Below are 14,716 nucleotides of genomic sequence, written 5' to 3' on the forward strand. Positions count from 1 at the left end.
TCTTATCTATATACTTTCCCTGCCCTCCAAAACTAGCCTTATTATACTTGAGAACGTTCCTCGATGTTGTCGTCTCATGGCGATAACGTTTTTTCAAGGGGTTCTAATTTTGTCGAAAGCCAAATAGGAGCTATATGGCGCCAGAATGGCAACCATATAGCTCCTATTACTTAATACAACCTGTTCATGCACTTCCACCTGTGAACAAGGAGGTTATTTAGCCCCCAGCACGTGCAAGTTCACGCATATTCGCTTCAAACGCTGCAAGCAGTGCTGCTTCTCCAGTCAAGCCTGTAGCCTGAACCCGTTCAATCTGCTCTGTCATACGCTTGAAGTCCTTCGGAATAACCCGAACGAACTGGTTCACTGCATCTTGCCAGTTATCCAGAATGCGCTGACCAACAGCACTTCCTGTATTGCCAACATGACGTTGAATCATGCCTCGCAGATCTGCACTTTCGGCCACATCTTCGATACGCTCCAAAAGAACCATTTCCAGATTACAACGATTCAGGAATGTGCCTTCCGGATCATACACATAGGCAATACCTCCGGACATCCCTGCTGCAAAGTTACGACCTGTATCGCCGAGTACAACGACACGTCCACCCGTCATATACTCACAACCATGGTCGCCTACACCTTCAACGACGACTTTGGCGCCCGAGTTACGTACAGCAAATCGCTCACCCGCAATCCCACGGATATACGCTTCACCGCTTGTTGCCCCATAGAGAGCCGTGTTACCGATAATGATGTTATCTTCGGCCACAAACGTTGCTTTCGGAGAAGGCATCACGATCAGTTTACCTCCGGACAGTCCTTTACCTACGTAGTCATTGGAATCCCCTTCAACGGTCAAGGTCATGCCTTTAGGTACAAAGGCCCCAAAGCTTTGTCCGGCAGAGCCGACAAATTTGAATTTAACCGTATCTTCAGGCAGTCCTGCGAGTCCATATTTACGTGTGATCTCACTACCCAAAATGGTACCTACTGCACGGTTAACGTTCGTAATTGGAAGTACCGCTTCAACCGGTTGACCGGATTCAATAGCAGACTGTGCCAGTGGCAGCAATTGCTGCATATCCAGCGTTTCTTCCAATTGGTGGTTCTGATGCTGTGTGCGGTAACGTGCAGAACCTTCCGGCATTTCAGGCACGTGCAGCAATACAGACAGATCCACACCTTTTTTCTTCCAGTGATCTACGGCTTCTACCGTTTCGAGGCAATCTGTACGTCCAACCATCTCCTGAATGGTACGGAAACCAAGATCAGCCATGATCTCACGCACATCTTCAGCGACAAATCGCATGAAGTTAACCACATGAGCCGGATCACCCATATAATTTTTACGCAATTCCGGATTCTGTGTTGCTACACCAACTGGACAGGTATCCATTTGACAGACACGCATCATGATACAGCCAAGTGCAACGAGTGGTGCTGTAGAGAAACCATACTCTTCAGCTCCAAGCAAGGCTGCAATCACCAAGTCACGGCCATTAAGCATTTTGCCATCTGTTTCGAGGACGACACGATCACGCAGATTGTTCAGCATCAACGTTTGATGTGTCTCGGCAAGCCCCAGTTCCCACGGCATACCCGCATGACGGATCGAACCTTGCGGTGATGCACCTGTACCACCGTCATAACCGCTGACGAGGATAATATCGGCACGTCCTTTGGCTACACCTGCTGCAATGGTACCCACGCCAACTTCGGATACAAGCTTCACGTTGATCTCCGCACGTGGATTGGCATTTTTCAAGTCATAGATCAGTTCTGCCAGATCCTCGATCGAGTAGATATCGTGATGCGGCGGTGGCGAGATCAGGCCTACACCCGGTGTTGAACCACGGACTTCAGCAACCCAAGGATACACTTTGCGTCCTGGCAGTTGTCCACCTTCACCCGGTTTTGCTCCCTGTGCCATTTTGATCTGAATTTCGTCGGCATTAACCAGGTAGTTGGATGTAACACCGAAACGTCCCGATGCTACCTGTTTGATCGCACTGCGACGGGAATCCCCGTTGCTATCTTTAATGAAGCGAGCCGGATCTTCTCCACCTTCACCCGTATTGGATTTACCTCCAACACGGTTCATAGCAATCGCAAGATCTTCATGCGCCTCTTTACTGATTGAACCGAAGGACATTGCACCCGTTTTGAAACGACGCATGATATCTTCTACGGATTCAACTTCTTCGAGTGGAATGGAAGCTCCCACCGGTTTCAGTTTCAGCATGGAACGAATGGTCAGCAGTTGATCATTCTCACCTTGCACAAGTTTGGAATATTTTTTATACAGCTTGTAATCCCCGGTACGAACTGCGTGTTGCAGGGTATGAATGGTTTGCGGATTGAACAGATGCTCTTCTCCGTCGTTACGCCATTGATAATCGCCACCGGAATCCAATACTTTATCGTTACCGTCTTTCTCTGTAAAGGCACGGTTATGATGTGTCAGCGCTTCGGCTGCCACTTCTTCCAACCCAATTCCACCGATACGGGAAGGTGTCCAGGTAAAGTAACGGTCAACGAAGTCTGATTTCAGACCCACCGCTTCGAAGATTTGAGCCCCGCGATACGATTGAATCGTAGAAATCCCCATTTTGGACAACACTTTAGTAACGCCTTTGGTAGCTGCTTTAATGTAGTTTTTCACTGCTTTCTCATGTGAGATGCCACGCAGCAACCCTTGCTGAATCATGTCATCCAGCGTTTCAAAGGCCAGATAAGGGTTCACGGCACTTACACCGTAACCCAGCAGCAACGCGTAGTGGTGAATATCACGCGGCTCTGCCGATTCAAGCATAATGCTGACTTTTGTTCTGGTTCCCTGGCGAATCAGATGGTGATGCAGACCTGCTACAGCAAGCAATGCAGGAATCGCAGCATTCTCTGCGTCCACACCGCGGTCAGACAGGATCAGAATGTTATGACCTTTGTCGATGACACGATCCGCAGCTTCGAAGAGCAGATCCATCGCTTTGCGCAGCCCTTCTGCTCCTTCCGCAGCGGTGAAGAAGATTGGAATCGTCATGGAGCGGAAGCCTGGGCGACGCACATGGCGAATCTTCGCAAAGTCTTCATTGGACAATACCGGTGTATCCAGACGGATCTGGCGACAGCTCTCCGGTTCAGGGTTCAGCAAGTTGCGCTCAGGACCAATGGTTGTTGCCGTAGACGTTACAATCTCTTCACGGATTGCATCGATTGGCGGGTTGGTTACCTGGGCGAACATCTGTTTAAAGTAGTTGTACAGACGCTGCGGACGATCCGACAGCACAGCCAGCGGTGCATCATAACCCATCGAACCCGTAGCTTCCATACCTGTTGTGGCCATAGGCTCCAGGATTTTACGAAGCTCCTCAAATGTATAACCATATGCCAGCTGAAGCTGGGTCACGTTATCATGTTTTGGATCAGGAAGTTCCGGTGCTTCCGGCAGTTCGCTCAGATCCATCAAATGCTCATCAAGCCAATCCTGATACGGATTCTCGGCTGCAATGATTGCTTTTACTTCCTCATCCGCGATGATGCGGCCTTCTTGTGTATCCACAAGCAACATCCGACCTGGACGCAGACGATCTTTGTACAGGATCTCTTCCGGTGCGATATCCAGTACCCCAACTTCTGAGGACAGGATAATCCGGTCATCTTTGGTTACATAATAACGAGCTGGACGCAAACCGTTACGGTCGAGTGTTGCACCAATTTGCAAACCATCTGTGAAGGCCATTGCTGCTGGCCCATCCCAAGGCTCCATCATTGTGCTGTGATATTCATAAAATGCCTTTTTGGCAGGGTCCATGCCCTCATCTGTGCTCCAAGGTTCAGGAACCATCATCATGGCCACGTGTGGCAGAGAACGACCGCTCAGATACATGAACTCCAGCGTGTTATCAAACATCGCTGTATCCGAACCGTCAGGATTAATGACCGGTTTCACTTTGGCGATGTCGTTACCGAACAATTCACTCTCGAACAAAGACTGCCGCGCATGCATCCAGTTCACGTTACCACGCATCGTATTGATCTCACCGTTGTGGATCATGAAGCGATACGGGTGGGCACGTTCCCAGCTTGGGAAGGTGTTTGTACTGAAACGGGAATGCACAAGTGCAATAGCCGATTCAACAAGGTCTTGCTGCAGATCCAGATAGAATTCTCCCACCTGTTCTGTTGTGAGCATGCCTTTATAAACAATTTTGCGACAAGACAAGCTTGGCAGGTAGAATGAACCACCTTCTGCTTCATCTGCCGAATATCGAATAGCCAACTCAGCGCGTCTGCGAATAACATACAGTTTACGTTCGAATCCAAGCTCATCCTTCACATCTGCTGATCTTCCAATGAACACCTGACGAACATAAGGTTTCGCTGCAAGTGCAGAACGGCCAAGCATTTCATCAAAAGTAGGCACATCCCGGAAACCCAGGAACGTCTGTCCTTCTTCTTCAATAATCTTCTTGAGGCTCTCTTCGTGCGCACTACGGATGGCAGGGTCTTGGGACATGAACAACATTCCCACCCCATAGAAGCCCTGTTCTGGCAAAGCAAAACCAAGACGTTCCGCTTCCTGTGCAAAATAACGATGTGGAATCTGAATCAGGATGCCTGCTCCGTCACCGGAATTCGGCTCACTTCCCTGTCCTCCACGGTGCTCCATGTTACTGAGCATGGTCAGTGCCTGACTAACGATATCGTGTGAAGGTACTCCTTTGATGTTGGCAACAAAACCCATTCCGCATGCGTCTTTTTCGAACTGCGGGTCATACAGACCCTGTTTTGGAGGTAATCCGATGTGTCTCATGGAACGCAACCTTTCTATAATGAAGTATTTCGGAAAGATCAAGAACATAGGCAACAGGCAACAATGAAACGGGAGGAGCTGGCCTTTCACTTGCGATAGACCTGCTAGATTGAAGAGGTGACAGCATGAGACTGTCAAAAATAATGCCTGCTATTGGGCAGAAGCCATTGAATGAGATGAGCTGATCCGGACGATCCGGCAAACAGCATGTATAAATCAACACGCAGCCGCTGGCACGGCTACTGAAATGGAGCGACGTTTTTTTGATATAGTTCTATTATTTTAACACCGACCTAACATCAGCGCAATTTAAACTTTTTAATACCTCTGATAAGAAATGTTTTGCAGTACAGCTTTACAGTAGTGACGTTTAAATTCATCTCTTTTTCGAATAATTATACACTTTTTAAGCCAGAGTACAACTGAATTAAATTGCTGACAGAAGAAAATCGTTCCATGTACAGCCTGCGTTTATCCATAATTCCACCAAATCCCCACTGCTGAAGCCAGCGAATCTTTACTTCTTTATGCATTTGTATACAAAATAGCCTGCAACCCCTTTTTGGGGTCACAGGCTATTTGCACTATTTGACTACTATATTGCATAATTTCACTACATGAAAATAAAGTTTTGTTAAAAAATATGATGCTGCTGAAGATCAGGTTCGACTTATGCCGTCACAACTTGACCGGAATCAGCGTGTTCGACTTCTTTTTTCGGACGTCGGTCATTCCAGAGGAAGTAAGCAAGCGTCAGCAGAATGGATACACCTGCATAGATGCTAAGAATTCCTGCCTGATGCCACATCACATCCAGATTACCACTCGATACAACGGCTTTGAAGCCCATAATGCTGTGTGTCATTGGCAGCCAAGGGCTAAATGCCTGAAGCCATGATGGAATCAGTTCTACCGGGAAGGTTCCTGCACTCGCCGCAAGTTGGAAGACCAGCAGCAGAATAACAACATACCGTCCAGGCAGATCCAGCCAGGTTACAAGCGCCTGAACGATCAACATGAAGGTCAGCCCTGTAATAATGGTAAACAGATAGAACAGCCCTACGCTGTGCGTCTCCAGTCCAAGTCCGTATAACATGAAACTTGCCACGATAATCGATTGGAAAATACTCACGGAGCCAAATACCAGTGTCCGGCTGACAAAACGATTCCAACCTGTTGCACCAGCTACGGACGTTTCCCGCATTTTTAATACTATCGTGGAAATCAACGATCCCACAAACAGACCGATCGACAGGAAGAACGGTGTCAATCCTGTACCATAATTGCTCACGTTCTCTGCTGTGTTCTCCGAGGAGTTCACCGGTTCAGCAAACATGTTTACCACATCATCTGTTTTCTTCACTTCGGATGTTTTCTGTGCGGCATCATTCAGCTTGGTTGCCAGTTCACTTGAGCCATCTTTTAGCTCAGTAAGACCGTCAGCCAGTTTGCCTGCGCCATCCCCCAGTTGTTTGGAACCATCGGTAAGTGAATTAACACCACCACTGAGTTTGCCTACACCCGTTTGCAAAGCTGTTGTACCTGAGCCCAGCTGCTTGGCACCATTTGCGAGCAAGGTACCGCCACTTGCAGCATCACCCAGTTTGCCACTGAACTGCTTCAGACCATCGGAGAGCTTCGCTCCTCCTTGACTAAGCTGTCCGGCTCCTGCCAGCAATTGCTTTTGTCCATCTACCAGCTGGTTTGCACCAGCAAGAAGTTGCTTCTGGCCACCATGAAGCTCGGATGCGCCCGCAGCCAGCTGCTGGTTGCCCTGATGCAGCTGATCTGCACCCTGCGCAAGCTTCTGCTCGCTCTCATGCAGTTGTGCACTGCCATCGGCAACTGCTTCACTCGCCGCAAGCAGTTTCTGTACATCAGCACTTTCGGCCAATTCCGGGTTTGAGGCAGCAAGCTGCTTCAATCCGGCGGCTACGCTCTGTGCTCCATCGGCAACCTTGCCGCTACCATCTACAGCCGATTGCAGGCCTGTTGCCAGTGTACCACTGCCCTGAACGGCACTTTGCAGACCGTCAGACAGCTTGGCGCTGCCCTCTTCTGATGATTTCAGACCAGCCTGCAACTTACTTGTACCATCCAGTGAAGACTGGAGTCCGGTTTCCAACTTGGCGCTGCCATCCTTCAACTGATCTGCTCCACTCTGAAGTTGACTCGAAGCCGCTGCCTGAAGCTGTTGCAGACCGGATACAAGATTCGTTGTTCCACTTTCAAGCTTAGTGGCGCCTGTGTGCAATGCATTAACGCCATCACTTAGTGGAGAAAGTCCTTCCTGAAGTTCAAGCGTTCCGGATGCAAGCTTCGCCAGGTTATCCTTGAGCTTAACTGCACCATCATCCAGTTTGCCTGCGCCGGTATTCAGTTCACCTGCTCCATCACCTGCCTCTGCCAAGCCATCGGATACTTCGGAGAACTTGTCGAGCAGTGTCTCTGCATAAGATTCTGTTACTTTGGCTGAGACTTTTGCTTTTAGGTCCTTAATAGCTGTCTTACCGATCTGTGCACCGACAAAGCTGTAATTGCCGTTTGGTTCATAGATCAGATCAGCCGGCTCCGGCTTGTCATCAAGCAACGTTGTTGCTTGGGATGAGAAGTTCTCCGGAATCGTGATTTGCATATAATATTTGTCATTACTCATGCCTTCTTTGGCTTGACTCGCACTGACAAAGTCCCATTTGAAATCTGCATTTTTCTTGAGCTCATCCACCAGATCATTACCTACATGAAGTGATTTGCCCTCCAGCTCTGCGCCTTTATCCAGATTAACAACGGCAACCGGCATCTCATCCACATGACCATATGGGTCCCAATACGCTGCCAGATAGATGCCACTATACAGGATCGGTATAAACATAATTGCAATAACAGGGATCAACACCTTCGGGTTTCTCACGGCCGATCCCACATCCTTGAAAAACACGGATAAAGATTTCATGTCATTTTCTCCCCTTAATCTCTCTGCTCCTTGAGCAGGAATAACGATGATGAAATAAAATGTCGCATTCCAGAAAAATTACCGAAACACGGACTGACCATTTTCCTCAAACAGTCAATTTAGAACAAAAAAACAAACCTGTCTTCCGACAAGCCTCGCTGCTCTGCACGCAAAAATCCACCTATTTATAGTAGATTAAATTCGGATTACGTTACAGCAGCAATTCCTTCCATTAAGAAAAGGCGAAAGTAATTCTTAATTTCCTCTTTGCTCAGCGGTTGATGTTGTTTGTTCCAGTCTGAGGTGAGTGCAATATACAGGCGGATCATCATAAAAGCGACAACTTGTGGATCACAATCTCGAATTTCTCCATTGTCTTTTGCTTTCTCAAGCTCCCGAGCCAGAAAGTCGGAAATCACTTTCTCCACTTTGTCCAAACCTTCCTTGGCCTGCAGTGTTCCAAAGTCCTTCAGTTCCTGTGATAACTTAACCAGCAGATCGTGATCACGGCGGAACTCCAATAATGCATCCAGCACCCGAAACAGATTATCGAAAAAAGCACTTTCCTGATGTACTTCGCGATGCGCGATGTTCTTCATCTCCTGGATCACTTCTACCAGAATCTGATCAAACAATTGTTCCTTATTGGTGAAAAACGTATAGATCGTTCCTTTGCCAACGTTCGCAATCTTGGCGACCTGGTCCATCGTAGTTGCTTTGTATCCAAACATCGCAAACGACTGGGCTGCTGCATGAATAACCTGCTGTCTCCTGTCAATCGGAGCCATCATATCCCTCCTTTTACCCCATTCAATGTTCATTCGTCCTACATAAATGACCAAAAATACAATTCGGTCATTCGGTCAAAATATACAATACCACCTTAGAAAACAGATTGCAACCCTAACATTTTAAAAATTGTGTTAATTTTTTTTAACCTAAATGCAGTGGAAACTCTTACTGTCGTCGTCTATAGTGTAAGGTGACTCAGATAATACGTATATATAATGAAGTTTAGGTTGTCTCATTGTAAGATATATGGTGTAAATATTCATAGAAGAAACATGATTTTGCGCTCCAATGTATATTCATGTAGTAACGCATTCCATAGCTAGAATAAACAATGAATATCTTCATTTTGAATTAAAACTTATGAATAAAGGTGAACTCATGCGAAAACCAAGAGTGCTCTTATTATCGGAAGGTTTCGGTACCGGTCACACTCAGGCCGCTCATGCGCTGGCACATGGCATCAAAAAAGTCAGTCCACATGTTCACAGTCGTGTCATTGAACTAGGCAAATTTTTGAACCCAACGGTAGCTCCATTAATTTTCTCTGCATATCGAAAGACACTATCGGTTCAACCCAAACTGGTTAGCCTGTTGTACCGCACACAGTACAATAAATCATTAAATGGTTTTACCAAGCTGGCGTTGCACCGAATTTTCTATACACAGACGGCACAGGTCGTATCCCAACTGAAACCCGATGCGGTGATCTGTACCCATCCTTTTCCGAATGCTGTCATCTCCCGGCTCAAACGCCAGGGTCTGAATATCCCGCTATATACCGTCGTGACCGATTATGACGTGCATGGAACATGGATTAATCCGGAAGTGAATAAATATCTGGTCTCTACCCCTCAGGTCAAAGCATTGCTTGAGATTCGCGGGGTCGATCCCTCCCATATTCAGATCACAGGAATTCCGGTGCATCCAGACTTCTGGGAAGCAGGAGACAAGGTGAAACTGCGGGAAGAGATGGGGCTTCAGAACATGCCTACTGCCTTACTTATGGGTGGTGGATGGGGACTGTCTTTTGATGAGGATCATATGAAAGCACTCACCTCCTGGGCAGATCGTGTTCAATTGGTGTTTTGTCTTGGAAGCAACGAGAAAATGATTGCTAAGATGAAGGAAATGCCTTGCTTCCAGCATCCTAATATTCGAATTCTCGGATATACACGTGAAGTCAGCAAACTGATGGATGTATCCGATGTGCTGATCACGAAGCCTGGTGGCATGACATGCACCGAAGCGTTGGCTAAACGCTTACCCATGCTGTTCATACCTCCGTTGGCGGGTCAAGAGGAAGAGAACTGTGAATACTTTGTACAAGCCGGATACGGCCAGGTCATTCACTCTGCTGACGTAATCACCAAACGTTTCAGACAACTATGTGAGCAGTCATCCACTCAAGCTGAAAGCCAGCTGAACGTAGCACATATTACCGGCAACCGTTCATCCTATGATCCGACGTGTTGCGCCCAAGCTGTTCATGACTTATTGTTCCCGACTACAGCCGAAGTCACAACGGCACCCGTAGAGCGCTTCACAGCCGGAATTGCTGCCACGTCCTTGTCAGGTACCAGGATACCGTTCTGACGCCTCTACGGACCTATAGAACAGCTCTCACGAGGTGTTATAGAGGACAAGACAAGTACTCACGATATACAAAGAAGGTCCCCTTCCGAATTTTTGGAAGGGAACCTTCTTTTATTTTCATGGATTCCACCGTATGATTTGGCAGAAAAAAGGGTAATTTAGAGTATAACGATATTTTAAATAACGAAATAAAACTACGATTCAGGCTTTTTGAAGGGTTGTGTGACGCACACACAGTTAACTACCCTGCCTGTTTGCAGAATTTACGGGTCGATTACTTGTAAAAAGTATGATGACCGATCGTTTTTACTTTTTTCTGCGAGCGGGCAACTGTCAGATCGTCGGCAAGTGTCAATGATAAGAAATAATACGTATCATCAGCAACTTCCTTCTTCCCGTTCAGCGCAGCATTCACTGCTTTGATACTGTCCTCGTTGGGAACCACACGTTTCAAACGTCCGTTGGCTACAGGACTGAACTGGGATTTCTGATAGATCACCTTGTAAATGGTATCGGGAAAATTGGCTGACCGCAGCCGGTTTAAGACAACATTGGCAACTGCCACTTTGCCTTCGTACGGTTCACCTTCCGCCTCTGCCATGACGATTTTTTGCAGCAGATGCAGTTCTTTATCGGACACACTGTATGACCAGGTTGCGAGTTTCGAGTCTTCCTGGTTCAGAAGTTTGGTCCGCGTAAAGTATAGTTTTTGGGGGGGAGTTGTTACAGCAGCCACCGCTTTGGCACGTTCCACTTTGGCCAATTTCAGTGCAGCTTCTTTTTTTGCTTTGGCCGCAGCTACAGCTCTAGCTTTGTTCTTGGCCTTGGCTTCTTGCAATTCCTGCTTTTCTTGAGCAGTTGTTAGCCAGTTCTTCGCTGGCAAAGATTCAGTCCACGCTACGGTTTGTGTAGACAGACTTGTCCCATCTTCCATCATACGCCTCTCTTCTTGCGTAGATGTTTGGTTATTTTGCACAGAAGCCGCAAGTTCGGTCATCTGTTTACTATCACTAGCTTCGTTCCACTTCCCCGTCGCCTGAACGACATTTACCCCCACTATACATACAAGCAGCACTGATAACATCGGTGCTACCCAACGATTCTTGCTTATAATGTTCATTCGAAGATTCCTCCTGTCGAAACATTTCCCTAATCTAAGTAACCCAAAAAAAAGAATTTGAATAACGATGGCTAATATTACATAGGGATAAACGTAATGTCAATGTGATTTTATGGCATAAAAATGATTATCAGGAAAAAGAGAACGTATCCACGATCTCATACATTGGCGATTGTCCCAGCCTTGTCACATAAAGTACAATATCCTCCACCATCCATGAATTAACACCTGTGGAATGTTCCGGAAGCACTCCAGACACCCCTTTATTCTCATTACCTGGAATCTGACCCAGATATTTTCTGGCGATGGTAATGTGGGGAGAATAAGGTCTTAATTCCGCTTCAAATCCAAGGGACGATGTGGCCTGTACGATTTGTTTTTGCAGTGAAATCAAACGATCCACCTCTCCGCTAACACCTTTCCACAACACTTTAGGCGCCTCTTCCAGCCCAAATGTGCCCCAGCCCGATAGTTGAAGTTCAAAAGCTTGAAATTCAACTGCTGCTGAGCGCAATGCTTTCCGAAGATGTCCAATGTCACTAACAAGTGTATCGCCAAGAAATTGCAAGGTTATATGATAATCCCGATGATCTGTCCATTTACGAAAATCAAGCTTGTTCTGTACAAGCCTCGCATCCATCTGAAGAGACTGCTGAACAGCAACAGGAAGACGGATCGCTACAAACAATCTTTCCCGTCGGGATGAATGATCCTGATGTGATTGGTTATTCATTGCCTACACCTCTCTAAAGTTCGCTCTATTATTTCATAACTATACATATCGTTTCAAGTTGGGTAAGTATAGAGTGACACAAAGATAACCATTTGCAAATAAGGCTAGATTCCTGCATTTTCCACCTTATGCACATCCAACATCAAATCTGATACACTTCAATTATCAAACTTATCAAACTATTTATCTCAGGAGGACCACACATTATGGGTAAAATTGTATGTTTTCCATCTCTATCTGAAGAACAGCAACAACGTATTCAGAATGCTGCACCGGGGTATACCCTGAAACTCGGAAAAGCCAAAGAATTGGACCCCGCGGAGTTGAAAGAAGCTGAGATTATTCTCGGCTGGTCCCCACTCGTTACAGAACATGCATTGAAACAGGATAGCCTGTTAAAGTGGGTTCAGGTCTGGTCTGCTGGTGTGGACAATCTCCCCTTCGCAGATTTGCAACAAAAGAACGTTCAGGTCACCAGTGCAAATGGCGTTCACGCGATTCCAATCACCGAAATTATTCTTGGCATGATGTTGTCCCACAGCCGCTGGCTGAGACAAGCCATGCTGCATCAACAGCAGTCTGAATGGAAAGCTCCTGCCAAACCACTACCCGAACTGCACGGCAAAACAGCGGTCATCGTTGGTGTAGGTGAGATCGGAACCGAGACAGCCCGCATTCTCAAAGCACTTGGCATGCGCACGATCGGAGTCCGTCGCTCAGGTGAAGATGTCCCCAACGTGGATCAAATGTACGATATGACCGGGCTGCATGAAGCCTTGAGCCAGGGCGATTATGTGATTAACATTTTACCGTTGACCGATGAAACCAAACATATATATGATCAAACTGCATTTGAGCATTTCCAACCTGGTGCCTGCTTCGTCAATGTGGGCCGTGGCCCAAGTGTAAAAACGGAAGCCTTGCTGAATGCACTCCAAAACGGCCAGGTTGCCTTCGCCGCACTGGACGTGTTCGAAGAAGAACCACTTCCGGCAGAACACCCGCTATGGGGCATGGATAACGTCTTGATTACTCCACATATTGCAGGCAGTACAGAGCAATACACGGATCGTGCCCTCGATATTTTCGTCAAAAATCTGGAAGCTTATGTAGCTGGCCAGACACTTCCGCTTAACCTGGTGGATTATAGTCATAAATATTAACACAAACACCCGTTCCCATGCAATATTGTGCAAATCAGATTAACGACATCAATTTAACTAAAGAATATTTACACTTACAACTCCGATGACAGAACAACCTTCCGATCACTGTTATTCCCAGATTTTTTTGATTCACATTTTAGAAAGGTGAAAATCTGTGAATAAAGGCGAAGAGTATGCTTCCGATGCAGCTTTCTTACAGAAAGCTTTTAGCTCTGCTTCTTCAAGTTATTTCTGTCCTCTACGTTCTCGTGTAAACGGTTATTTCAATTGATATGTACGCAATAAAAAACGCTACCTCTGGGAAATCTAAATTTCCTTAAAAGTAGCGTTTTTTTACGCTTACATACACAGCCAAATATGACGTATAAACGTGCCTTTGTTTACTGTTCGGTAATCTTTTACCGTCCATCCGGCTTCCAGCAAGTGCTCTTCTACCCACTCTGTGGAAACAATCACTGCCCGTTTTGTCAATCTGCGCAAGCTCTCCAGCATGGCTCGTTGCTCAGCATCTGGAAGTACAGAACAGAGATTATAGGGCATGTCCAGAATTGCGGCATCATACAAATCTTGCAGTTCATTCATATCGCCCAATGTGATTCGATCCGAATCATATCCATAATGCGGCAGATTGATACGTGCACCTCGGACAGCCAGCGGATTCAGGTCGTTACCTCTCGCATCAATTCCCATGGATAAAGCCTCAATGACAACCGTTCCCATACCGCAGCACGGATCAAGTAATCGATGGTTTTCCACGTTCGGAACCGCAATATTCACCAACGTTCTGGCAAGCGTGATGCCAAATCCAGTCGAGTAATTTTGCGGCTTCTGCCGATGAATCTGCCATGATCGATCTGCTTCTGTCCACTGGCCCAAGATCCATTTTTCTCCTGTTCGGATTAGGCCGAAAGTCACCTTTGGTTGCTTCATCTGTGCCTTGCCTTGAATGCACATGCCAACTTCTTTTTCCAGTTGACGAGACTGTGCATAATCAGGGGCATGGTCCCCTTCTTTCAGACAAATCACCTTAAATGTCTCTTCTGGCAACAGCTGTATATCTTTGGCAAGAGGCAGCAGATCAGCCACTGTGTCCCCTTCACCGATCACATCCAATCTTCCATGGATAAAAGGACTGCGTCCAGGTGGTATGCATCGTTCGGACCGCACATAAGCCCCCATATCCATACGAAACTCTGAACTCGGTTCAAGCAGTATATTCAGCTCCAGCATGCATAATTCGCGCTCGTTCTCGTGGCAAGCAAAGGTGTAGAGGTATTTCCCAGAAGTAGCGTAAATACCAAGTATTTCATCAGGCAAAATTCCCCTCTCCTTCCTTCATTAGTCATGTTTCTTCTATATAAATAGTAGCTCATTGTAGACAATCAAATATCGGCTGTTACGAAAGCTTCAGGTAGTCATTGTATACAATGTTAGATCGCTATACAACTATCCATTTCTTTGCACGTATCTATTTGAAAGAAAAAATAAGGTGTTCCCATTATTGAGGAACACCTTACTTTATTTTGAGACTCTCACCAAATTC

Annotated in this window: 8 protein-coding genes; 2 read left to right on the plus strand and 6 right to left on the minus strand. The window is 46.5% G+C overall.

Going from position 1 to position 14,716, the window contains the following annotated elements; translation table 11 throughout:
• Positions 1–217 precede the first annotated feature (217 nt).
• The 3 genes from gltB to ACE3K2_RS04690 all read right to left on the minus strand — a co-directional run bounded on the left by gltB (position 218) and on the right by ACE3K2_RS04690 (position 8,557).
• The gene (gltB, locus tag ACE3K2_RS04680; RefSeq protein WP_421887305.1) at positions 218–4,816 is read right to left on the minus strand and encodes a glutamate synthase large subunit; all 4,599 of its coding nucleotides are present in this window, start codon (positions 4,814–4,816) and stop codon (positions 218–220) included.
• Between the two features lie 670 nt (positions 4,817–5,486).
• Positions 5,487–7,769 (minus strand): YhgE/Pip family protein, encoded by a 2,283-nt coding sequence (locus ACE3K2_RS04685; protein WP_421887307.1) that lies wholly within the window; start codon positions 7,767–7,769, stop codon positions 5,487–5,489.
• Positions 7,770–7,975: 206 nt separating this feature from the next.
• Entirely contained in the window at positions 7,976–8,557 is a 582-nt protein-coding gene (locus tag ACE3K2_RS04690; protein WP_421888339.1) for a TetR/AcrR family transcriptional regulator, read from the minus strand.
• A 382-nt stretch (positions 8,558–8,939) separates the two neighbouring features.
• On the opposite strand from ACE3K2_RS04690, the gene ACE3K2_RS04695 reads away from it, so the two are divergent.
• Positions 8,940–10,154: an MGDG synthase family glycosyltransferase gene (locus ACE3K2_RS04695; protein WP_421887309.1), complete on the plus strand. Its 1,215-nt coding sequence runs from the start codon at positions 8,940–8,942 to the stop codon at positions 10,152–10,154.
• A gap of 274 nt (positions 10,155–10,428) precedes the next feature.
• Here ACE3K2_RS04695 and ACE3K2_RS04700 read toward each other — a convergent pair whose 3' ends face one another.
• A complete protein-coding gene (locus ACE3K2_RS04700; RefSeq protein WP_421887312.1) occupies positions 10,429–11,274 on the minus strand; it encodes a cell wall hydrolase in 846 nt (281 codons plus the stop codon).
• A 130-nt stretch (positions 11,275–11,404) separates the two neighbouring features.
• Complete coding sequence (gene thpR, locus ACE3K2_RS04705; protein ID WP_421887314.1) at positions 11,405–12,007, minus strand: RNA 2',3'-cyclic phosphodiesterase; 603 nt, start codon at positions 12,005–12,007, stop codon at positions 11,405–11,407.
• Positions 12,008–12,213: 206 nt separating this feature from the next.
• On the opposite strand from thpR, the gene ACE3K2_RS04710 reads away from it, so the two are divergent.
• Positions 12,214–13,170 carry a D-2-hydroxyacid dehydrogenase gene (locus tag ACE3K2_RS04710; RefSeq protein ID WP_421887316.1) on the plus strand — a complete coding sequence of 319 codons (957 nt, stop codon included), beginning with the start codon at positions 12,214–12,216 and terminating at the stop codon, positions 13,168–13,170.
• 342 nt (positions 13,171–13,512) lie between these two features.
• Here ACE3K2_RS04710 and ACE3K2_RS04715 read toward each other — a convergent pair whose 3' ends face one another.
• Entirely contained in the window at positions 13,513–14,490 is a 978-nt protein-coding gene (locus ACE3K2_RS04715) for a TRM11 family SAM-dependent methyltransferase (protein WP_421887318.1), read from the minus strand.
• Positions 14,491–14,716 lie beyond the last annotated feature (226 nt).

Source organism: Paenibacillus sp., assembly GCF_048976745.1.
Lineage (GTDB): Bacteria > Bacillota > Bacilli > Paenibacillales > Paenibacillaceae > Paenibacillus.